Below are 20,551 nucleotides of genomic sequence, written 5' to 3'. Positions count from 1 at the left end.
GAGTACCACTTTGGCGGCATGGGGGGGCGGTTGTCTCGATACGCTACAAGTCTGACGCTGCAGATTTCTCCGGTTGAGTGATCTGTGATGCTCCAAAGAAAACCGCCCCGGAGCGCGGTCACAAAATCCCGTTGATTTCATTAACTCATCAGCCTTCGGACTGCTGTTCCGATAGCACGTTGGGCTGCAGAAATTAAATTCACTGCGTTCTCGAAATCAGCTTCAGTTTTCTCATCGTAATTTCTATGCAGACTTAGAGAGGCAACAGCCTGCCGCGCCGCCTCTACGCAAGAGCGGACTTCATCCAAAAGAACACGCTCCTCCAGAACGTGCGTACTTGCCAATGCCTCAGCAGCTTCCTTGTGCGCGTCAGGACAAGATGGCGACAGGCCTCGGTTCTGCTCCATTTTTTTTACAAAAACATTAACCGTAGCCGCACTTAGCCGTTGAAGCTCCACCTGCAGGCCCAGGTAATTTTGCGCTTGAAACTCTACTGCTTTGCGTTCCCTGCTAATTCTGTCACTGCGGCGATCTCTTAACCATGCCCCTATCATCCCCATAAAAAAGGTCAAGGTTGGCAGCAATTTGTCAAATATTTGATACCAGAAATCGTCCATGAATGCCTCCAAGATGATGCTGCGCATGGTCTTGCACCCATTTTTCACGGGCGCGAGAGGTAGGAGCTATGCGGGCATGGCCAGCCGCTGTATAGATGTGATGCCGCCCAATGCCATGAGTGGCCGTTCGTGATTGTAGGAGCACATCCAAAGTGTGGCTTGATCTTGGATCTGATCGAGGTCTGCTCATTCGCACTGTGATAGCTATTCATGACGTGTTGTGCGGCTGAATCGCTCGATGTAGGCGGCCTGCGGCAGAGGCACAACGTCCGAGAAGTTGGATTTGAAATCTCACTTTTCCTGCACCCTCAGATTGGTGGCGCAGCTCGGCCAGCAAGGCAAATCGCCGGGATTCTGGTAGTGTCTGCCCAGCCGACGCAATTCAGCACTCGTCCTGAAGCTCGCGCCAGAGAACCGCATATTCGGCAATCCAGACTTCCGAAACGTCTCCGAACCGTTCCCGTAGCTCTTGCCTGGCCGCGTCTGCCTGTTCGCCGGTTGGCACAGTGCAGCGGTCGCCGTATTGCTCGCGGTTCTCGAATGACACCACTGCATCCATCAGCTTAAACACGTTGCGGTCGCGCTCCCATTCGGCCATCCATTGCGGCATGCTCTTTTCGGCGTTTGGTGGTGGCTGCGTTGCTTCCAGCGCCCTAATGCGTCGATCAATGGCTTTCATGGGTGCGTCTCCACAGCAATGCGGCATCATCGCTGCCAGGGGCGGATAGCCAGATTTCAGAAGGCAGGCCGGGGCTTGCCGGGCTTGGTGCTGTCGCCGCTTCCAGACGGTCTAGGCGGCGTTTTAACGTGGCGCTCATGGCGTGGTACTCCTTTATGATTTATCGCCCGCTGTGGCCTTTTCCAGGGCCAGCAGGCGGGCTTCGAGATCGCCTGTTTCGATAGCCTGCCGTAGCTGGCTCAGCACATAGGCAAACTTCGTTCCGTCGCTGGGCGCAATCTGGCCTGCCTTCATCTGCCGATACAGGCGCGCCATTTCCTTGCGCACATCGTCAGCAGTTGCCAGCGGCAGGCGCATTCGCTTGGGGTGGGTAGGCTCGGGCGGCAACACTTCCCACGCGCCGCTTTCCTGATCGTTGATGTTGTCTTTGTCGGCCACTTACCGGCCCTCCAGGGTGCAGGAAACCGCCACTTAGGCGGCCCTGCTGTGTTTACCGTCAGTCGCTGCTGTGCCGTGCATGAATGCCTTTGACAGTATCCGGCGCGGTGCCTGGCTCAAGATCAACCGCTATTTCTGCATCACCTGCCGCCTCGATGCGGTCAGCAAGAGGAACGCTTGCGCCCACTGCTGCCCAGGCTCGTTGCACCGCTTCGATGGCGTCGCCCATTGCAATGCGTGTTTCGGCAATTTCTGCCGCCTCTTGCGGGTAGCGTTGCTCGATAGCCTGCTGTTCAAGCTGGGCGCGTTTCTCGACAGATATGCCGGTCAGTTGGCCAGGCAGGCGCAGAACTGCATCACGCAAGCGCAGATCACCGGCCTGGCTCAGTGCCGCAGAGCGTTCACTTGGGGGCATACCACGCAGCAGGCGGGCCATCTCCAGGTCAATTTGTACGGTTGCGTGGTCGCCTTCACGGTACTGCTCGACTGGCGACAGCTTTCCGGCTCGGGCATCCAGTTTCTTTTGCTCGTTGGCCAGCTTCTGGCGCAGGTTTGCCAGTGTCGGCAATGCCTCGCGGGATACGGCAGTTTTGTCCTCTCGCTTAGCCAGCGCAGAACGGCGTTCGTCGGCTTCAATCATCCCCTGGCGTATCCAGACAGATTCAACTTGCTGCACGGCTGATTTCGTCAGGTCGTACAGCGGGCCTTGCGGTGCCGTTTTCCAGACGGCCAGCAGTTTTTCATTGCCTTGGTAGGCGGCGCGGATGGTATTGCTCATTTTGTTTGCCCTCCTTGGGCTTGCTTTGGGTGGATGGTGGCCAACGGTGGTTGCCGTCTGCCTTTGGCTGCTTTCCTGTCCTGTTCGGTGGCAGGAGATGGCTACATATATAAAGTCACCGTCATCCGGTAATACGAAAATGGCGTTTTTGGCTTGTACTGAACCGGATTACGGTTCAATGGACGGCTGCGTATTACCGCCAGGCGGTTCAATGGGGCGTTTGATTGAACCGTCTGGCGGTCAGTCATTTTGTTTTTCCTCCCACAGCAAAAAAGCATCTTTCACAAAGTCGGACGGCTTCAAATCCATCTCTGGCGTGTAGTCCAGTGGTCGCCACGTCAGGCCAAACCAAGCGCCCCTTCTGGGCAGGCAGGGCAGGCGCGTCATCTGGATAAACCCCTTGTCCTGCAACTCCTGCTTGGCTCGTGAAAGAACATCGTTGCTGTTCCAGCCGCGTTTTTTGAGGCCGCTCAGCGTGATGTGTATCTGGCCGTTGTTTGTGCCTCCGTATAGGCGCAGAACTTCCAGCAATAGGCGGGTGCCTGCACCCGATAGGCTGACGAATGCGGAGCAGTCCAATACCTTGTGCGGCAAGGCACAGAACCGTCCGCCAATGGGGTTTTCGGAGCGTTTGCGACGCGTCATTCATCACGCCTCGCCTTTGTGTTGTTCCGCGCAAGCGTTGAATGCCTCCACTAAGGCAGGCCATACCGCACGCAGGCGGTCAGGCGTGACAATGCGCGGATCAATGGCGGCGACTGCCAGGCCGTCTGTATTGCCGATTTCGTAGCCGTCGCCAGATGGCATAGGTTGGCGTGGATGGCGTTGCAGGCAGGCGTGTGCGGCTTCAATCGCAGCGGTGACGAAATACAGCAGCCGCGGTGAACCGCTGGCGGGCTGTATGGCTTGGCGTGGCAGTGATCGCAGCGTCACGCGGTACGGCCACTGGCGATTGTCGAGAAACACGCTTACAGGCCTGGCGGTGGTCAGCGTGTTTAGGAATGTGGGGGCGTCAGTCATGCTGCCCTCCGTGCGTAGCTGCTGCCTTTCACATGCGGCCGCACTGAGTCCATGCGGTTGAGCATTTCGGCAAAGTAGCCGTCAAACTCCTGGCGCAGGCAGTCCGGCGTGATGCGAGGAACGCTCACATCAATCGTTACCTCGTGGTCGTCGATCATTGACGCAGACAGAATGATCGCCAGGTTGATGACTTGGCCTTTGAAAGTGGGCGACACGGGGGCGCTCGGCATCGGTTGGCCCTCGATTTTCTGACGCTCGCGCAGCAGGTGTGCGCTCAGCAACCAGAAAATCATTTCCTTGTGTGCCTGCATTTCCGCTCGCGTAGCCAGCGCAGGCATCACCTTCAAGCGAATGTATGTTGTCTTGAACGCGCAGGGGACAACTTCGATAGATACGGCGGGGGGGAGTTGCGGCAGGTTGCCTGTAGGGCTGTTGTGACCAAGTGGGCTAGCCATGATGGGCACCCCCTTGAAATGCTGCCACCAGGGCGGGTGCCTTGTGCGTCTCCAGTACCTCACTCGCCAATTCCAAGTAGTCCGCATAGCTATTGGCCAAATGAAGGCCACACGCTGCCAAGCCCTCAATGTGTTTGAGCGTTTCATTTGGGCTGGTGCGGATGCGGGACAACTCAATGATCCCGGCTAGTAAGCCAGACACATGACTGAGGTTGTCAGCACCAGCGCGTAGGGGCAGGATGGCATCGTCAGCCAGAATACGGGCTGCATCGGTGGCCGTGACGGGTATGTCGGTGTAGGTGTTACGCATGGCACGCGCTCCCGATGATCGCAGCCGCTACGCCAGCAGCGAATGCGTCACGCCACACATCGGCGCGCGCGGCGCGCTCCTGGCCGTCATAGGCTGGGACGCCTGCCAGGTGCAGGCTCAGGAAATGGTCGCGCCAGTCGGCCAGCGTCGCAGCAGGGCGGCTGGTAAACCACAGGTGCGCAATGCGCGTGGCTTCGTTGGCAGTGCGGGGAAATTTGGTTTGCTCAGGACGAGCGGGGGCATCAGGACGCATTGCGACCTCCGTAGGTTCGATGAACCCGCTCCCCATCGCCAAATGAGGTGGGCGGGCAGAAAGCGAGGTTGGCGAACCGGCACCTACGGAAACCGGCATACCCGAAGGTATCCCCGCAATCGCCCGCCCATAGAAGGCGCACAAGTGCGAACGGACGAAAAAAAGCCGCCGATGTGGCGGTATGTCCGCCGTAAGTATTCAGGTCGCCAAACCCGGCTGCATTTGTTTTAGCAGCGCAGTCATTATGTCGGAGCATCGCCTGATACGCAAGCGGGCGCATCATTCCTGGCCCTCCAGCGTATACAGGGCGATGCCATCATGCCGGTAGCCTTCATCGTCCCAAATGCTCACGCGCTTGGTGCTGATATTGAAGCCCAGGCGGCGCAGTTCCAGCACGCGGGTGTTCGCTTGATAGCAGCCCATCTTGCGCAGCTCGTAGGACGTGTGGGGGCGCAGGGCCAGGGCTTTGATGATGCGTTGGCGCTGAGAATCGCTGGCAGTGGATTTACCGTGCATGGTTCGCCACCTCCCGAACAGTTGCAGCTCGCCGCGTGGTTGCGCGCAGACGCGGCAGACGCTGGGCGCTGGCGTACCGCACCAGGTCGGCTTTGCGCTCGTCGTAGCTCTTGCCCATCGCGATCAGGGCGGCGTCTCGCACCTCCAGGCTGGTTAGGATGCGCAGTTCATGCGTACTCAGTGTGTCCCGCGCCAGGGCGTCGTATTTGCCGGTCAATGCGAAGTTGAGAAGGCGGGCTTCGTTCGCATAGTGATAAGGCTTCGTCGCCTTACCCACCTCGGTGCGGCACATCTCCAGCGTCATCGACACGGTGCGGTAGCCTGTCGCTGCCTCTTGTCGGGCCGCGGCGCTTTCAATCTTGGTCTGCGCTTTGGCTGCCTTGAGGCTGGCGTCACGCAGGGTCAGAAAGGCATCGACCAGCCTGGCTTGCCCTTGGCGTGACTTGCGCCCGCCGATGAAAGGCATGGCAACCAGTGCGCCGCGTTCGTCCAGCTCGATCATGCGCTGCTGGCGGTTCATGTCATCGGTGTAGGAGATCGGCCCAAAATTGGGCCGATCTATCGTGCCGTCCGCGATCAGGTCATCAAGCGTGCGCAGCACATGCTTATGGCTGCGCCCAAACTCGCGCGCAATGGCCAGGCTATCCGTAACGGGAATGCCTTTGCTCAGGTGAACCAGTGCGGTATTATTCGTATCGTGATCTGCCGCCAAGCGATCCGGGGCCCGCCTGCAAGCGGGCTTTTTCTTTGCTTGCATGGTTTATCCCTCCATCCCGGCTGCGCTCGCGGCCTTGCCCGCTGCGACGGCCTGCATCAAGCGGGTGCGGCAATGGTGCTCGCGGCGCTTGGCGCGTTTCAATGCCTGATATTCGGCGGTGGTGGCGTCCATCATGGCCTGCCATTCGGGGCTGTTGCGCTCGATATGACCGTAGGTGCCGGTGGCGGCACGCCAGTCTAGATAGGCTTGGCCAAGCGCGTCACGCGCTTGTGTGCGCTGCTGGGCGGCGTCGTAATAGCCGGTGGCTTGCTGGATGATTCGGGCGATGGACTCGATCATTGCGCCACCTCGCCAGCGGCCAGACGTGCGCGGTTCGCTTCTTGCCAGCCTTGCGGGTCGGCCATCCACGCGCGGATTTCTGACAAGCGCCAGCGGGTGCAGCGTTCGGTCAGGCGGATGGGGGCGGGCAGTCGGCCATCTTGGGCCAGCTTCCAGGGCCAGGAGCGGGACGCTCCCAGCAGGTGGGCGACTTCTTTATCAGTGATAAGCCGGTCGTCGGCTTGTGTGGCTTGCGGTGCCATGTTGTCCCCTTGTGGGAATTGAACATGGGCACAGCTTGAAGTCTCAGGGTACCCTCAGAGCAATACCCTGAGGGTTAAGGGTACAGGACTGATTTAACCCTCAGGGTGGCTGAAAACCGCATGGACGCTTGTTTCTTACCCTGAGGGTTCGACGATTAGCGGCCCCTGCTAAATGGCATGGCAACACGTTCGATTGCTTCTGCCGTCACCTTTGTCAACTTACTGTCTTGCTCCATAATCCACTGCACAATGTCGTCTTTCGCAGGCTGCATATCGGAGTCTTTGTAATCTTTACCAAGGCACAAAAACTCCTGTTGAACTGCGGATACCAGCCTCAGGGGGGCAGTTTCATACATAAAAGACAGGTTGCCTGGCAAACTCTGCGGCTGTACCGGCAGATCAGCTTTTATCTTGGCAAGCTCGGATTTCAAGCGATCATTCTCTGCTTGTAGCTGGTGTAGTCCAATGCGAGACAAGGCGGTGTCATGGCTGGTAGACGCGATATCGGGTGTGCTACGAAAATATCGCGCTTGGCTGTATCTTCGTGCTTGTACCCACTGGGTTAGGTGTTCTCGCCGGAATTTTTCTTTTGAAAAATTGAGCCTAACTCCAACCACGTGAGAGTCTTTGCGTATGCTTTTGAAGAGCCGATATCTCGCTAATAACTCGACGCTAGGCAGCATTGCTCTAGGCATATCAGTTTTGCCTGCGTTGGGCAGCCACGGATCGTAAGGTTCCTCGCCGTCAATGGCGACGGAATAGCAGATGGCCATTTCTTCCAAAGCGTCCATTGCCAACGTCCAGGCTTGTTCGATTGCTTCTTCAATAGCTCGCATACGCGCAAATGCGGGGCTTCCATACAGTTCCGTTACGTCCTGCATATTCGGATCAATGCCTGCGATGAGGCACGCGGCGTCTCGCGCTGTGAAGATGTCGATTAAATCGTAGTGAGAGAGGTCACTATGCGATTCAGAAAGAGAAGAGTGAGGCATTGACGCATTGTCCTATGCGCCGTCCATCGAATAGGGGCCAGCATCAGGCCGGTGGACGTTCCGGCTTTTCGGGGATCAGCCTAGATGCTGGCGTAAACCGTTATATATTGCTGTCTATTATACTGGACATATAAACAGTCATGTTCTTGGGGCTGGCAATAGCCTCCAAAAAGCTAACATCTGCCAACATTCGGTCTGTGTATCAGCTCTCGGCATGTCATCATCCAACCCGCTTGCTAGCGCCCGCAACCTCAACATTTCTAAACATTCGGCACGGGACGACACGCGGCCGGCATGTCAGGTTTTGTCTGGTCGGCGTCACGCCTTGCGATGCAGTTGCACCACATTGCCGCCCACACGCAGCGCATCCAGATAGTCAGCCCACACCTGCATCATGGCGCGTCGTTCCTTGATGAATTTCGTCCGGTTGTAGGCCGCGCCCAGGGCATCCGGCACCTTGTGGGCAAGCTGGTGCTCGATTACTTCCGGTTTTTGGCCCAGCTCTTCATGCAAGATGGTGCGTGCCATCGCTCGGAAGCCATGCCCTGTGATCTCGGTGCGAGTGTCGTAGCCCATCCGGCGCAGGGCGGCATTGATTGCCGCGCCGCTCATCGGCCGGGTAGGCGTCCGGCCACCAGGGAATAGGTAGCGTCCGTTGCCGGTCAGCGTGTGCAGGTCGCGCAGCACGGCCACGGCCTGGCGCGCCAGCGGGACAAGGTGGTCTGTGTCGGTCTTGGTGACTCGGTAGCGCCATTCCGCCCGGTCTAGGTCAATATCTGCCCATTCAGCCGTGCGTAGCTCGCCAGGGCGCACGAATAGCATAGGGGCCAGCCGCAGGGCGCAGAGAACCGGGAATGTGCCAGAGAAGCCCTCAAAGGCCCGCAACATCTCGCCAACCTTGGCCGGGTCAGTGATGGATGCGAAGTGCTGCTGCTTTGCTTGCGGGATTGCGCCCACCAGGTCGCGGGCAGGGTCGCTCTTGCAGTAGCCCTCTTTAATGCCAAACCGAAAGACGCGGCTGATTTCGCTGCGCGTCTTGTGGGCAGAGAACCGCACACCTCGGGCATCCATGCGTTTTAGGATGGCCAGGATTTCCGGCGCGTCGATCTCGGTAATGGGGCGCTTGCCCAGCCAGGGGAAAACATCGTTTTGCATCCGCGCCAGGGTGTGGTCGTGGGTGCTGGGCGAGACTTGCGATTGCCGCTCAGCGATCCAGGCTAGGGCGACGGACTCAAAAGAGTTGCTAGCGGCTAACAGGGAGGCGCGCTTGTCCGCTTTCTTTTGCTCGCTGGGGTCTATCCCACTGGCTAGTAGTTTGCGCGCGTCCTGGCATCGTTCGCGGGCGTCTGCCAGTCCGACTGTTGGATAGACACCTATCGCCAGCGTCTTGCGTTTTCCGCCATAGCGGTAGTCCATACGCCAATACTTGCCGGTCTGGTTGACCAGCAGGTACAGGCCGTCACCGTCCGTCAGCTTGCGGGCTTTGTCGGTAGGCTTGGCCTGGCGGCAGGCGGTATCTGTCAGCGGCATGACGGTATTTTTCCCTGATTGGCTGGCGGTATCCGCCACATACCGCCAAAGATACCGTCATGTGACGGTAGCTGGCAATGCACTGCTGTAGACACTAGGAGGCAATAAAAAACCCGCAGAGCCAGGGCTGGTGCGGGTTTGTATGCTGCTGTGGACTGCTGGGAATGCTGATTTGGTGCCGGCGAAAGGAATCGAACCCTCGACCTTCTCATTACAAGTGAGCTGCTCTACCAACTGAGCTACGCCGGCACGGCGCGGGCGCCATTGTAGCAGCCTGGCGCGGAAATGCGCCGGGCGGCGGCTTTATTTGACGACTGACAGGTGCGAGCGGCGCTTGCCGCCGGTGGGCGAGGGCTCGTCCGCCGGTTTGGCCGCGGCGGGCGCTGCTGCGTCTGCCGGATTGGATTCGCTGGCAGCACCGCTTTTGCCGGTTTCGTATTCCTGCACTTCGAAGCCCATGCCGGCACCGGTTTCACGCGCATAGATGGCGGTGACGACCGCCACCGGCACCCAGATGTCTTCCGTGACGCCATTGAAGCGCGCCTGGAAAGAGACCCAGTCATTGTCGATGCGCAGGTTGTGAGTGGCCAGCGCGCCGATGTTGAGGGTGATCTGGCCGTCGCGGATGTAGGCACGCGGAACCTGCGTGTTTTCATCAACCTGGACGACGATGTGCGGCGTGTAGCCGTTATCGGTGCACCACTCGTGCAGAGCGCGCAGCAGATAAGGCTTGGTGGAGGTTTCCTGCATGGCTGTCGTCATTAGCGGCGCATGACCTTTTCAGAGGGCGTCAGCGCTTCAATGTAGGCGGGACGCGAGAAGATGCGTTCGGCATATTTCTGGATCGGTGCAGCCGTCTTGGGCAGTTCGATGCCGTAATGATCCAGGCGCCAGAGCAACGGCGCGATGGCGACGTCGAGCATGGAGAATTCTTCGCCCAGCATGTACTTGTTCTTCACCAGTACGGGCGCCAGCTGCGCCAGACGGTCGCGGATGTCGTTGCGGGCGCGCTCCTGGCGGGCGGCGTCAAAGCGGCCGGTGCGGTCTTCCAGCACGGAGACGCAGCTGAACAGTTCCTTCTCGAAGTTGTAGAGGAACAGGCGCGTACGGGCGCGCATCAGCGGGTCCGCCGGCATCAGTTGCGGGTGCGGGAAGCGTTCGTCGATGTACTCGTTGATGATGTTCGATTCGTACAGCACGAGATCGCGCTCGACCAGAATGGGCACCTGGCCGTAGGGGTTCATGACAGCGATGTCCTCAGGCTTGTTGAAGAGGTCGATGTCCTTGATTTCGAAGTCCATGCCCTTTTCGAACAACACGAAGCGGCAACGTTGCGAGAACGGGCAAGTGGTCCCGGAATAGAGCACCATCATAGCGGAGAGTCCATCCTTATTCTTTTGAACTGCGGTAACAGGCATGCGCTTGGTCTGTGGCGACGCAGGCGCGCATCAGCGGCAGGGTTACGTCCCGGTATGGGGCCGATCGGGCCCAGCGGCAAAAAAAGTAACGATTTTGCCGGACACACTCTTCGGGACGATTCTACAAACGCTATCATAGCGCTTGTCCCGTCCCGGGCGATACTGTGAGGAATTTTTATGAGCCAAAAGACCGGAATTTTGCAAGAGTTTCGCGAATTTGCCCTGAAAGGTAGTGTTGTCGATCTGGCTGTCGGTGTGATCATCGGCGGCGCATTCGGCAAGATCGTGGATTCCCTGGTGAAAGATGTGATCATGCCCATCGTGAATTTCATCTTGGGCGGATCGGTCGATTTCACCAATAAGTTCCTGTTGTTGTCCGCGCCGGATGGCTATACCGGCCCGATGACCTACGCTGACCTGACGGCAGCCGGCGCCATTGTGCTGGCTTGGGGCAGCTTCCTGACCATATTGATCAATTTCATCCTGTTGGCTTTCGTCATCTTCTGGATGGTCAAGGCGATCAACCGCGTGCGTCGCGCTGCCGAAGCCAAGGAAGAAGCGGTGCCGGAAGCCCCCGCGCCTACGCCCGATGATGTGGTGTTGCTGCGTGAAATCCGCGATCTGCTGAAGAAGTAAGTCTGACTGGTCCGGCTCAAGCCTGATGACTGGCAGTTTGCCGGTCATCAGGCTTTTTTGCAGCATGGCGCAAGGCGCCAGGGTTCAGGCCGGGTTGGGCAAGTCCACGAAGTCCACGCGGATGCCGAAGCGCTCGGCAACGGCTCGCCCCAGCGCCTGTGCGCCGTAGCGTTCCGTGGCATGGTGTCCGGCACTGATGAAAACGGCGCCGTTTTCCGCTGCGATGTGTGCGCTGGGTTCGGAGATTTCACCGGTGATGAAGGTGGTGGCGCCTGCGTCCAGCGCCGCTTCGAAGAAGCCCTGGGCGCCGCCGGTACACCAGGCAATGAGGCCGGGCGCCTGGTCGCGGTTGCCCGCAATGACAGGTGCGCGGTCCAGGCGTGCGGCAATGCGTGCTTCCAGTTCTGCCACGGTGCGGATGCCGGGCGCCTGGCCCAGCCAGATGAGATTGTCCGGCCCGCAGGTGCGCGGTGCGCCATCGGCATGGCGTTCAGGTTCCAAACCCAGTATCCGGGCCAGTTGCGCGTTGTTGCCCAGTATCGGATGGGCATCCAGCGGCAGGTGATAGGCCAGCAGGTTCAGGTCGTTTGCCAGGGCCAGGGCGATGCGGCGTTTTTTCATGCCGCGGATACGTGCGTCTTCATTGCGCCAGAACCAGCCATGATGAACCAGCACGCCATCTGCGCCGCGGGCGACGGCTTCTTGCAGCAGGGCTTCGGAGGCCGTGACGCCGCTGACCAGATGCCGGATCACGGGACGGCCTTCTACTTGCAGCCCATTGGGGCAATAATCCTTGAATCGTGCGCTTTCCAGTGTCTGGTCCAGCCACTGCAATAATTCCTGTGTTTGAATCTGGCTCATTGTTTGTGATTCCTAAATGTCCATGCGTCGTCTTTGGCTGATTTTCTCGCAAACTGCCGTGTTCTGCCTGGCAGTTCTGTTTGTCCTGTCCATTTTCAAGCCGGAATGGCTGCGGCCAGGCGGCGGGGCCGCGTTGCCGTCATCGGCGCAGGGCGCGCCTGTGTCCTTTGCCAAGGCGGTCGAACGCGCTACGCCGGCGGTAGCGAATATCTATACGACGCAAAGGGTCAACGTACCTTTGATTCCTTTGCCGGATGACCCGATGCTGCGCGAGTTGTTCGGCATGGTGCCGGGGCTGAGCGAAGAGCAGGAGCGCAATAGCCTGGGTTCCGGCGTGATGGCCAGCAAGGATGGCTACGTGCTGACCAATCATCATGTGGTGCGGGCAGCTGATTCCATCGAAGTGGCCTTGCATGATGGGCGGCGTTTCAAGGCGCGTCTGATCGGCGCGGATCCGGAAACGGATTTGGCCGTGCTCAAGATCGACGGCAAGAACCTGCCTTATTTCGAGTCGGTGCAGCGGCAGCCTTTGGAAGTGGGGGAGATTGTGCTGGCAATCGGCAACCCTTTCGGCTTCGGGCAGACCACGACCATGGGGATCGTATCGGCCGTTGGCCGCACCGGCCTGGGGATCAATACCTACGAGAATTTCATCCAGACCGATGCTGCCATCAATCCCGGCAATTCGGGCGGTGCGCTGGTGGATTCCAATGGCGTGCTGGTGGGCATCAACACCGCCATCTATTCCAAAACGGGCGGTTCTTTGGGGATAGGGTTCACGATTCCCATCAGCAGCGCCCTGGAGATCATGCGGGAGATCATCGAACACGGTAGCGTGCGGCGCGGCTGGATGGGCCTGGAAACCCAGGATATGACGGAAGATCTGGCGCGCGCCTTCGGCATGGATAAAACCGAGGGCGTGATTGTTGCCGCAGTGCTGCGCGACGGGCCGGCCCACAAGGCGGGGATGCAGGTGGGCGATATCCTGTTGAGCCTGGATGACAAGCCGGTATCGCGTACCACGGAAGCCTTGAACCGGATCGCCCAGTTGCCGCCGGGTACGACGGTCGTGTGGGAGTTGCTGCGCAACGGTAAACGGAGCCGCCTGGCGGTGGAGATCGGTATTCGACCGGTGGCGCCTGATGCCGTGGCGCCTGTCGAGTAAGCACGCAGGGCCAGGGGGCGGGAGGCTTATGTTGCAGGGCCTGAGCTAAAGGTGTTCCGTGCCCGTATCTTCCTGGCAGGCCTCAGCCGCCATACGGGACAGGGATTGCCAGATGCGTTGCTGGTGCGCCTGGGGCAAGGAATGCAGCAGCATGACGATGCGCAGGATGTCGCCTTGCAGGACTGGGCGGCCTGGCGCGGGGTGTTGGGCTGCGGTGATATCACCATCCATCAGCCAGGCCACGCTGGTGTCCAGTGCCAGGGCGATTTTCTTTAGGGTCGCGAGTTTTGGCGCATACCCGTCAAGATACAGCATGCGGTGAATGGAAGATTGCGAGACGCCGCATAGGCGTGCCAATTGGTTTTGGCTGCGTATGCCGCGCCTGCGCATCATGCTGGCCAGGCGTTGTGGGAAGCTCATGCGGCGGGTCAAGCATCATCTGAGAATAGGATGTATTTAAATTAGCATATTGTGGAGTAGAGGGGTGTGCTGGATTTGTCTCTTCAGGGAGAGGTCAGAGGCGTCAGGATCATCGCACCCGGAAGTGCTTGCTGATGGCGCAGGACAAAACCATCAGGCTGCCTGGAGGATGGCCAGGGCGGCAGGGGGGGTAATGGTGTGGATAAGGCTATGAATAAGCCTGTGGCCAACCCTGGGATAAGCGTGTGCAAATCCTGTGGGGAAGTTATGGATAACTTTCCAGGGGGACGCTGACGGTAACGGCAGAGGGTGCCAGGCGTGGGCGGCCTTCAAGGTTGGCCGCGCACGCCGGATCAGGCTTGTCCGGTGGTCAGGCCCCGGCTCGGGTGCCTGGGGCGGCAGCGCGCTTGCGGGCCGAGCGCCGGCCTGTCGTGGCCGCCAGTAGCGCCAGTGCGGCCAGCAGGCCGGTGCCCAGCGCACCGCCATTGCCATATTCGACCGAGTTGCCATCGTTGCTGGTGGCATCGGTGTCCACACGCAAGGTCTGCGCGCCGCTGCTGATCTGGCGCCCGGTGGTGCTGTCTATGCAGGTCAGGCTATAGGTGTAGCGGCCGGCCTGTTTGAGCAGTGTCTGCGTACCGGCTGTTTCCTGAGGGCCGGTCCAGTCGCCCGCCGATGAGGCCGCCACGCAGTCCTGGACGCCACTGGACGTCCAGACCATATCGACAGCGGTGTCGGCAGGAACCTGGGCGGCGGAGAAGGTCAGGGTGACGCTGGCGGCCAGGGCTGGCCCGTAGGTGAACAGGCTGCCGTAATAGTCATCCTCGAAACGTTCTTCGCGGAGATTGATATAGCCGCTGCCACCGCTGGTGGTCGCGCCGTACAGCATACCGTCCGCAGCGGCGGTCAGGCCGATGGGTGTTTTGCCGGTACTGGCCTTGATGAATTCATGGATGACAGAGAAACCGGCTTCGACAGGTGCACCATCGGCGCCGGTAACGATGCTTGCCGGCACGATGCGGTAGATCACGCCATTGCGTATCGGGGGCGAGGAGCAGGTGCCATTGGCGATGGTGGCATCCGTGCACAGCCACCAGGGTTTGCCGCCTGCCGGCATATTTCGGTAGTAGCTGGTTTGCGAGCCGCCGGAGGCGGTGGTGCCATAGATGGCGCCATCCCTGCCGGTGACCAGCGGCCCCGTGGGTGTGGAACCGTCGGTTTCACTGAAACGGTGCAATACCTGGAAATCAGACCCATCCTTGCGTACGCGGTAAATCGTTCCGTGCACGTTCCAGTCCACATCGTAGCGAGGATAGGGCAGTTTGTAATAGCGGTCTGCTGTTGCGCTGCGGCCGCATAGCGGGTTCTGCGGCGGGCCGCTGGTGGCGTTGACGGTTTCCGGGGAGCGTGCCGTGGCGCAGTTGCTGATGGAGGTAGTACCGTACAGCCAGCCGTCCGGGCCTTCATGCACATAGGTCAGGCCGGGCATGTATCCGGAAAGATAGGGGTGGCGGGTGGCCCGGTTGCTGGACATGATTTCACCGTGGGACAGCACGAAGGTATGCAGGACGGTGAAGGCGCCGGGCGCCGCAGGATTCAGGCGATAGAGAGTGCCGGTAGGCGTGTCGGCGCTGACGGGATTGCCGGACTCGCCGGGAATGCCGCGTCGGTAGGCGGTGACGCCGTAGAGCAGTCCGTCGCTGCCCAGCGTCAGCCCGGCGGGAATGTGCGGCCGGCCAGCCGGGCCTGCTGCGAACTCATGCAGGATCGAAAAATTGTCGCTGGCATCGAGCATGAATACGCGCCCGTTGCCTGATGGCCCCATATCCACGCCATAGACATTGCCGGCGGTATCAGCCACCAGCACCCCGATAGGATCGACCAGTTGGCCGAGCGTGGCGGCAATAGGCGCCGGATTGGCGCCATCGTAGTCGCTGCGGTACAGCAGGCCGGTGCCTACGGCATTGTCGCTGGCGGCCGGGTTGGCCAGATAGTGCGGCGTCAGGGCGCCTACCAGATCGCCGTTGGCCCGTTGCACCAGATTGCCGACGGCTGTGACGTTGGTCATTCTGTCATCGCCACTGATGCCAGGGGCCAGCAAGGACAGGGTGTAGTGGCCGGGCGTGGTGGAGACGCGGGCCAGTGCCGGGCCGCTGACCGCTGTCACCGGCACGAACAGGAATTCACCGTTATCGCCGCGGGTATAAAGCGGCGGTGCGGTCGGGGACTGGGCCTTGGGCCAGCCTGCCATGACGCCGCCGCCCGCGTCGCCATCCAGTTCGCCGAACCAGTGGAAAGAGGTGATGCCGCTGGCTTCATCCACGGCATCGGCGGCTGTGGCAGCGCAGGCAGTGAGGCTGAGCAGCAAAATGGCAGTGCGCTGGCCTGGAAGCAGGCTCAGGCACGACAGAAGACGCGACAGGGGATGGGGTGGAAATTGCATGGGCATGGTACAGGTCTATGCTCGACGTAAGGATGGGCAGTGTGCAAGGCCGGTCTGGATGGCAGGCAGGGTTGATCCGGGGACGCTGTGTCTGCCCTGCCGATGGCGGCAAGGCAGACGGACGGCCGCGTCCGTGGGGTCAGCTGTCTCAGGGTTGACGGCGGCGTCCCGCCAGGGCCAATGCCGCCAGCAGCAGGGCGGCAGGCGTCAAAGGCCCGCCACCGCCGCCACCACCTTCGCCGGAACTGCCGGATTCGCTTTCACCGGCAGGCGTCTCGACGGTAATCGAAAGCGTGGCAGGCGTAGATTGCACGCCTGCGGCGCTGGTGCAACTCAAGGTGTATTGATAGGCGCCACTCGTCAGCGGGCCGATCTGCTCATTGCCGCTGGCCTGTTTGGTGCCGTCCCAGTCACCGCTTGCGGCGCAGCTTGCCGCGCCGCTGGTTTGCCAGGCCAATGTGGGCCGGCTGCCGCTGGCAACGGACAGGGCCGTTTGACCATCCGCCGTGAACTGATCCACGGTGACGGGCGGCAAGGGAATGGCCAATTGGAACAGGGTACCGTTGCCGGAGCAGTCGGTCGAAATGGCTGTGCCATTGTCGTTGTAGCACGTATCGTTGGCGGCACCGCCCGATTCCGTTGCACCGAAAATCAGCTGCTTGCCATTGATGACCGGGCCGGCGCTCAGGCCAACCGGAACGGAGCCGTCCTGGTTGGAGAAGCGGTGCAGGACTTCAAAGGTGTCGTCGCTGCGGTCGGCGGCGCTACCGGTACGGATGCGCCAGATGGTCCCGGCGCCAACGGCACTGAATTTGCCGGCCGAGCCGGTCGGCTGGATGGCCGAGGCATCGCGCCGCGAGGTGCCGTAGATGTTGCCATCCGCACCGCGCACAAGCTGTCCCGACGGGTTGGTCGGTGTGCCATCGGCCTGGCTTGCTGCCGCACTCAGATCGACCTCGAAACGCTGAATCAGGCGGAAGCTGTCCGGATCACTCTTTTTCATGCGCCACACGGCGCCCAGTGCGTTGTCGCCGCCAGTCAGGGTGCCATAGAGCCATTCACCGTCTTCCAGCATGCTGCTGGCCAGGATATCACCCGCCGTCACGCTGCCTTCGGCGCCACGGCGGAAGTAGTGCAGAACTTCGATATCGTCTTCGGTGAGCTGGCCGGCTGCCAGGGCGTCGCCGTGGATGCGGACGATGGCGCCACCGGTCAGGTCGGTATCCGGTACACCATCGTGGGCAGCGTTCGAGCCGATGTAGGACATGCCATACAGCGCGTTGTCACTGGTGCTCCACACGTTGATGACGGGGGATGCCCCTTTGTGGAAAATCAGGCGGCGACGGCTGTCCGTGGTGGTGAAGCCGCAGAAGTCGGCGATGGTCGTGACCGTACCGTCCAGTGCAATCCGGCTCAGGGGCGCGCCGCTGCCGTTGCTGCATGAGGTACCCAGGCCGCCTGCGGTGTAGAGATCGCCGGCAGGGGAGACCGCGGCTTGCCCGCGGGCACGGGGGGCGTCGCCGAGCCGGGTGGCCTGGCCGCCATGAAGCGAGAAAATACTGCCGACATTGCTGCCCTCGGCGTTGACGCTGTACATGGATGTGCTGACGATGCTGCCGTCTTTGCGGCGGACGGGAGGCGTGGCGCCCCAGCCGATGTCTTCGCCCAGTATGGTGGTGCTGACGCTGCCGTCGAGCTTGTACTGGTAGATGACGCCGCGCGTGTACTGGAACAGGCCGGGGGAGTATTCAAAACCGAAACCCGGCCCGCCGCTGCGGGTGGTTCCCAGCAGTTGGGCTTCCTGTTCCGACCAGATCGGCGCGGCGAAGGGGCGCATGCCTGGCAGTTCGCCGGTTGCTCCGGTGAATCGGGCCAGAACCGAAAGCTCGGGCGCAGCGTCGGCTGCGTGGGCGGACATGCCTGTCACAACGGCCATGGTCGCAGTCAGGACGGTCAGCGGCAGGCGGCGCGAGCGGAATGGTAGCTTCATGATTGGACTCCTGGAGTTGGTACCTGGGATAGGGGGAACGGTGCGAGGAACAAGGAAGAGGGAAGCCGGGCGGAGGCTGCCGGCGGATGGGTCGGGCTCAGAATTTCCATTGCACGGTGCCGATCACGGTGCGGCCCGGGCCGTAGCTGTAGTTGGTGCCGCTGCCGGTCAGTTCGAGATAGTTGGCGTCGGTCAGGTTATCCACGGATAAGCGCAGCAGCAGGGCATCGCTGGCCTGCCAGGCGGCCCAGAGGTCGTAGGTGCGGATGTTGCGGGCCGGGGCGCGCCAGATGTAGGCTTCTTCGTGCGAGGGCTTTTCAAAGCGCATCCGTGCGCCGATTTCCAGGCGGCGGTCGAAGGGCCGGACGCCGCCGGAAACGGCCAGCTTGAGCCTAGGCGGCCCGGAGTACAACGTGCTGCCGAGCGCTTCATTGGCATTGGCGCTGCCGCCCATGCTGTTTTCCGGGTAGCCCACCCAGCTCCCCAGCGGGAACGGGTCATAGCGTTTGGCACCCAGATTAGCCTGCACACGCGTCATGGAAACGCGGCCAAAGACGATGCCGGCGTCATAATCCATATCGAGTTCCAGGCCCTGGAAATGCACCGGATCGAGCAAATTGACCGCTGCGGAGGGGCACAGCAGGCCGTAGCAGCCGGCCGTGGCGGTCGGCGACATGATGGCTGCACTGGTGATGTAATTCTTGACCCGATTGTTGAACCAGGCGGTTTTGATGCGCAGGATGTCATCTGCCGTCGCCAGCCCGTGGAAGTTGAGGTTCATCCCGACTTCCCAGTTGCGCGAGCGCTCTTCCTTGAGATTGGGGTTGGGGTAGAACGGAAACATGTTGCCGGAGTGCATGCCTTGCATCAGGGTTTCGCCGATGCCTGGCGGGCGCAGGCCGTTGCCGATACTGGCGTAGAGCTGCATGGCCGGCAAGGGCTTGAGTGCCAGCGTCAGCTTGGGGGCGAACGCGGCATCGTGGCGGCTGACAGAGAAATTCGTGAAGACGCGGGTGTAGGACGGGCGTACGCCAGGCTGGTTGGCGACCGAGCCGACGTAAATCTCGCCATCTCCCTTGATGTGGTACCAGTCGTAGCGCAGGCCGCCTATGAGTTGCAGCCAGCCTTCGTGGTCCAGGGTGGTTTCGGCAAAGCCGCTGGCAACCGTGCGCTTGCCTTCGGGCGTCGGGCCGGTGAACCAGTTGCTTTCAAGCGTATGGGAGGTAACAGAGGTGCTCTGGAAACCGGGTTCCGTCCAGTCGTGATAGAACTCCAGGCCGCTGCTTACGGTCGTATCAAACCAGTTGCCGGGCAGATGCGAGCGGTTGATCAGGCTGCCGCCCACCGTGCTGGTCTGGTATTGCACATCGTAGGACACGCCGCCTTCGTAGTAGGTGTTGCGATGTTCCTTGCGGCGCGTGCGCGTGTAATAAAGCTGCGCATCCAGGGCGACCAGTTCGGAGTCCGGGCGCCACTCGTAGTCCAGGGTGGCGGTGTTGACCCGCGACTCAAAACGCTGGCTGGCGCTGATGGTGCTTTCCCCGGTCAGGTCGCTGCCTGGGCCACCGCCACCATTATTGAATTCTGCGTCCAGGCCGATGTAGCCAAGGCGGATCTGGTGGCCGATGGCCGGGCGCCATGAGGCCTTGAACAGGCCGGACCATTGCGATTGCCCGGTGCTGCGGGATTGCCAGCCGCCTGCATCGTTTTCCCAGTAGCCCGTATCCTCGGCAACATCATGCTTGCCCAGGCGGAAGGCGCCGATATGCTTGCGGCTGATGGCCGCGACGAAGTCCATGTCGTCCGTGGGGCGTATCCCGATGACGCTGCTGCCTTCGAAGTCGTAAGCATTGCTGCCGGTCGCCGTCGTGATGTGCCCGCCGACAGTTTCTCCTGCGCGGATAATATCGGCGGCTTCCCAAGTGCGGAAGTTGACGGAACCGGCGATCATGCCCGCGCCGCCCAACGTGGACGATGGGCCTTTCTGCACATCGACACCGGCCAGCAGCGCAGGATCAAGATAGACCTTGGCGCCGGCGCCGTGGCTGCTGAAATTGAAATTCTGGCGCGCGCCGTCGATCATCACATTGACGCGCCCCTGGTCCTGCAGGCCGCGGATATTGACCACGACACCCGGATCGCTGCGGCCCTGCGAGGTATAGACGCCGGAGACATCCCGCAGGATGTCCGCGGTGTTGCGTGGTGGCAGGCGGTCGATCTCCTCGCGTGTCACCACGGCAACGGAGCCGGGGGTTTCGAAGGTTTCTGCCCGGCGATCCAGGGTGGCCGTGACCAGAACGGAATCCAGCGTTACGGGGTCCGATGCCTGTGCGCGTTTGACGGGCCTGAGGATATAAACGCCGTCATTATTGCGTTGTGCGCTCAAGGCGTGGCCGGCCAGAATGGCGGCGAACCCGCTGTCCACGTCATAGCTGCCCTGCAGGCCGGCACTGCTGGCGTCTGCCAGCGCTGCCGGATCGAAGGACAGCAGCACGCCAGCCCGGCGCGCGAATGCGGTCAGGACGTCTTCGAGCGGGCCGGCAGGAATGGCGTACTGCTGCTGGCTGGCAGCTGCATGGGCGCTGTGGATTGGCAACAGTGCAGGCAGGGCGGCGGTCAGCGCAAGCGTCAGGAGCAAGGCGGGTGTGCGTAGCCGCAGGGAGGACGACATGGGTGTTCCTTTCCGGTCGAGGTGCGTAGGTCTTCATCCTCTTTACCGAACGACGGGAAA

25 protein-coding genes, 1 tRNA gene and 1 pseudogene are annotated in these 20,551 nt (G+C 60.9%); 2 read left to right on the top strand and 25 right to left on the bottom strand.

Features of this window, described 5'->3' with window-relative positions; translation table 11 throughout:
* Positions 1-140: 140 nt before the first annotated feature.
* From ACNA1V_RS05825 to ACNA1V_RS05730, 20 genes and pseudogenes are all read right to left on the bottom strand, one after another.
* Positions 141-617: a hypothetical protein gene (locus ACNA1V_RS05825; protein ID WP_415832641.1), complete on the bottom strand. Its 477-nt coding sequence runs from the start codon at positions 615-617 to the stop codon at positions 141-143.
* Positions 618-683: 66 nt separating this feature from the next.
* A pseudogene (locus tag ACNA1V_RS05820) lies at positions 684-797 on the bottom strand (IS3 family transposase); the annotation flags it as partial.
* Between the two features lie 202 nt (positions 798-999).
* A complete protein-coding gene (locus ACNA1V_RS05815; RefSeq protein WP_415832640.1) occupies positions 1,000-1,296 on the bottom strand; it encodes a hypothetical protein in 297 nt (98 codons plus the stop codon).
* Positions 1,283-1,435 (bottom strand): hypothetical protein, encoded by a 153-nt coding sequence (locus tag ACNA1V_RS05810; protein WP_415832639.1) that lies wholly within the window; start codon positions 1,433-1,435, stop codon positions 1,283-1,285. The genes ACNA1V_RS05815 and ACNA1V_RS05810 overlap by 14 nt, the downstream gene beginning before the upstream one ends.
* Positions 1,436-1,449: 14 nt before the next feature.
* Positions 1,450-1,734, bottom strand: a complete 285-nt coding sequence (locus ACNA1V_RS05805) for a hypothetical protein (protein WP_415832638.1) — start codon at positions 1,732-1,734, stop codon at positions 1,450-1,452.
* A gap of 58 nt (positions 1,735-1,792) precedes the next feature.
* Positions 1,793-2,512, bottom strand: coding sequence for a hypothetical protein (locus ACNA1V_RS05800; RefSeq protein ID WP_415832637.1), 720 nt, complete (start codon positions 2,510-2,512; stop codon positions 1,793-1,795).
* 240 nt (positions 2,513-2,752) lie between these two features.
* Positions 2,753-3,157 (bottom strand): hypothetical protein, encoded by a 405-nt coding sequence (locus tag ACNA1V_RS05795; protein WP_415832636.1) that lies wholly within the window; start codon positions 3,155-3,157, stop codon positions 2,753-2,755.
* A 3-nt stretch (positions 3,158-3,160) separates the two neighbouring features.
* Positions 3,161-3,532, bottom strand: a complete 372-nt coding sequence (locus tag ACNA1V_RS05790; RefSeq protein WP_415832635.1) for a hypothetical protein — start codon at positions 3,530-3,532, stop codon at positions 3,161-3,163.
* Positions 3,529-3,987 (bottom strand): hypothetical protein, encoded by a 459-nt coding sequence (locus tag ACNA1V_RS05785; RefSeq protein WP_415832634.1) that lies wholly within the window; start codon positions 3,985-3,987, stop codon positions 3,529-3,531. The genes ACNA1V_RS05790 and ACNA1V_RS05785 overlap by 4 nt, the downstream gene beginning before the upstream one ends.
* Positions 3,980-4,297, bottom strand: a complete 318-nt coding sequence (locus ACNA1V_RS05780) for a hypothetical protein (protein WP_415832633.1) — start codon at positions 4,295-4,297, stop codon at positions 3,980-3,982. Before ACNA1V_RS05780 ends, ACNA1V_RS05785 begins: the two co-directional genes overlap by 8 nt.
* Positions 4,290-4,550, bottom strand: a complete 261-nt coding sequence (locus tag ACNA1V_RS05775; protein WP_415832632.1) for a hypothetical protein — start codon at positions 4,548-4,550, stop codon at positions 4,290-4,292. The genes ACNA1V_RS05780 and ACNA1V_RS05775 overlap by 8 nt, the downstream gene beginning before the upstream one ends.
* Positions 4,551-4,829: 279 nt before the next feature.
* Positions 4,830-5,066: a helix-turn-helix domain-containing protein gene (locus ACNA1V_RS05770; RefSeq protein WP_415832631.1), complete on the bottom strand. Its 237-nt coding sequence runs from the start codon at positions 5,064-5,066 to the stop codon at positions 4,830-4,832.
* Positions 5,056-5,823, bottom strand: coding sequence for a Rha family transcriptional regulator (locus ACNA1V_RS05765; protein WP_415832630.1), 768 nt, complete (start codon positions 5,821-5,823; stop codon positions 5,056-5,058). The genes ACNA1V_RS05770 and ACNA1V_RS05765 overlap by 11 nt, the downstream gene beginning before the upstream one ends.
* Before the next feature lie 3 nt (positions 5,824-5,826).
* A complete protein-coding gene (locus tag ACNA1V_RS05760) occupies positions 5,827-6,123 on the bottom strand; it encodes a hypothetical protein (protein WP_415832629.1) in 297 nt (98 codons plus the stop codon).
* Positions 6,120-6,365 carry a helix-turn-helix transcriptional regulator gene (locus ACNA1V_RS05755; RefSeq protein WP_415832628.1) on the bottom strand — a complete coding sequence of 82 codons (246 nt, stop codon included), beginning with the start codon at positions 6,363-6,365 and terminating at the stop codon, positions 6,120-6,122. The genes ACNA1V_RS05760 and ACNA1V_RS05755 overlap by 4 nt, the downstream gene beginning before the upstream one ends.
* A gap of 155 nt (positions 6,366-6,520) precedes the next feature.
* Entirely contained in the window at positions 6,521-7,357 is an 837-nt protein-coding gene (locus tag ACNA1V_RS05750) for a hypothetical protein (RefSeq protein WP_415832627.1), read from the bottom strand.
* A gap of 318 nt (positions 7,358-7,675) precedes the next feature.
* Complete coding sequence (locus tag ACNA1V_RS05745; RefSeq protein WP_415832626.1) at positions 7,676-8,887, bottom strand: tyrosine-type recombinase/integrase; 1,212 nt, start codon at positions 8,885-8,887, stop codon at positions 7,676-7,678.
* A 173-nt stretch (positions 8,888-9,060) separates the two neighbouring features.
* Positions 9,061-9,136: transfer RNA gene (locus ACNA1V_RS05740), tRNA-Thr, on the bottom strand.
* Positions 9,137-9,190: 54 nt separating this feature from the next.
* On the bottom strand, positions 9,191-9,637 hold the full coding sequence (locus tag ACNA1V_RS05735; protein WP_415832711.1) for a ClpXP protease specificity-enhancing factor: 447 nt from the start codon (positions 9,635-9,637) through the stop codon (positions 9,191-9,193).
* 11 nt (positions 9,638-9,648) lie between these two features.
* On the bottom strand, positions 9,649-10,260 hold the full coding sequence (locus tag ACNA1V_RS05730; RefSeq protein WP_415832625.1) for a glutathione S-transferase N-terminal domain-containing protein: 612 nt from the start codon (positions 10,258-10,260) through the stop codon (positions 9,649-9,651).
* 222 nt (positions 10,261-10,482) lie between these two features.
* Between ACNA1V_RS05730 and mscL the strand changes: the two genes are divergently transcribed.
* Complete coding sequence (gene mscL / locus ACNA1V_RS05725) at positions 10,483-10,941, top strand: large conductance mechanosensitive channel protein MscL (RefSeq protein ID WP_415832624.1); 459 nt, start codon at positions 10,483-10,485, stop codon at positions 10,939-10,941.
* An 84-nt stretch (positions 10,942-11,025) separates the two neighbouring features.
* On the opposite strand, the gene ACNA1V_RS05720 is transcribed toward mscL, so the two are convergent.
* Positions 11,026-11,802 carry a Nif3-like dinuclear metal center hexameric protein gene (locus ACNA1V_RS05720; protein ID WP_415832623.1) on the bottom strand — a complete coding sequence of 259 codons (777 nt, stop codon included), beginning with the start codon at positions 11,800-11,802 and terminating at the stop codon, positions 11,026-11,028.
* 22 nt (positions 11,803-11,824) lie between these two features.
* Here ACNA1V_RS05720 and ACNA1V_RS05715 point away from each other — a divergent pair, with 22 nt between their 5' ends.
* Complete coding sequence (locus tag ACNA1V_RS05715; RefSeq protein ID WP_415832710.1) at positions 11,825-12,967, top strand: trypsin-like peptidase domain-containing protein; 1,143 nt, start codon at positions 11,825-11,827, stop codon at positions 12,965-12,967.
* 45 nt (positions 12,968-13,012) lie between these two features.
* Here the strand turns inward: ACNA1V_RS05715 and ACNA1V_RS05710 are convergent, their stop codons facing one another.
* From ACNA1V_RS05710 to ACNA1V_RS05695, 4 genes are all read right to left on the bottom strand, one after another.
* Complete coding sequence (locus tag ACNA1V_RS05710) at positions 13,013-13,387, bottom strand: helix-turn-helix domain-containing protein (RefSeq protein ID WP_415832622.1); 375 nt, start codon at positions 13,385-13,387, stop codon at positions 13,013-13,015.
* A gap of 370 nt (positions 13,388-13,757) precedes the next feature.
* The gene (locus ACNA1V_RS05705; RefSeq protein ID WP_415832621.1) at positions 13,758-15,836 is read right to left on the bottom strand and encodes a choice-of-anchor tandem repeat GloVer-containing protein; all 2,079 of its coding nucleotides are present in this window, start codon (positions 15,834-15,836) and stop codon (positions 13,758-13,760) included.
* Between the two features lie 142 nt (positions 15,837-15,978).
* Positions 15,979-17,820: a hypothetical protein gene (locus ACNA1V_RS05700; protein WP_415832619.1), complete on the bottom strand. Its 1,842-nt coding sequence runs from the start codon at positions 17,818-17,820 to the stop codon at positions 15,979-15,981.
* Between the two features lie 97 nt (positions 17,821-17,917).
* A complete protein-coding gene (locus ACNA1V_RS05695) occupies positions 17,918-20,491 on the bottom strand; it encodes a TonB-dependent receptor (RefSeq protein ID WP_415832618.1) in 2,574 nt (857 codons plus the stop codon).
* Positions 20,492-20,551: the final 60 nt, after the last annotated feature.

The sequence above is a fragment of the Kerstersia similis genome, assembly GCF_965139615.1.
GTDB classification, from domain to species: domain Bacteria; phylum Pseudomonadota; class Gammaproteobacteria; order Burkholderiales; family Burkholderiaceae_B; genus Kerstersia; species Kerstersia similis.
This window is presented reverse-complemented; position numbering and strand designations above follow the sequence as displayed.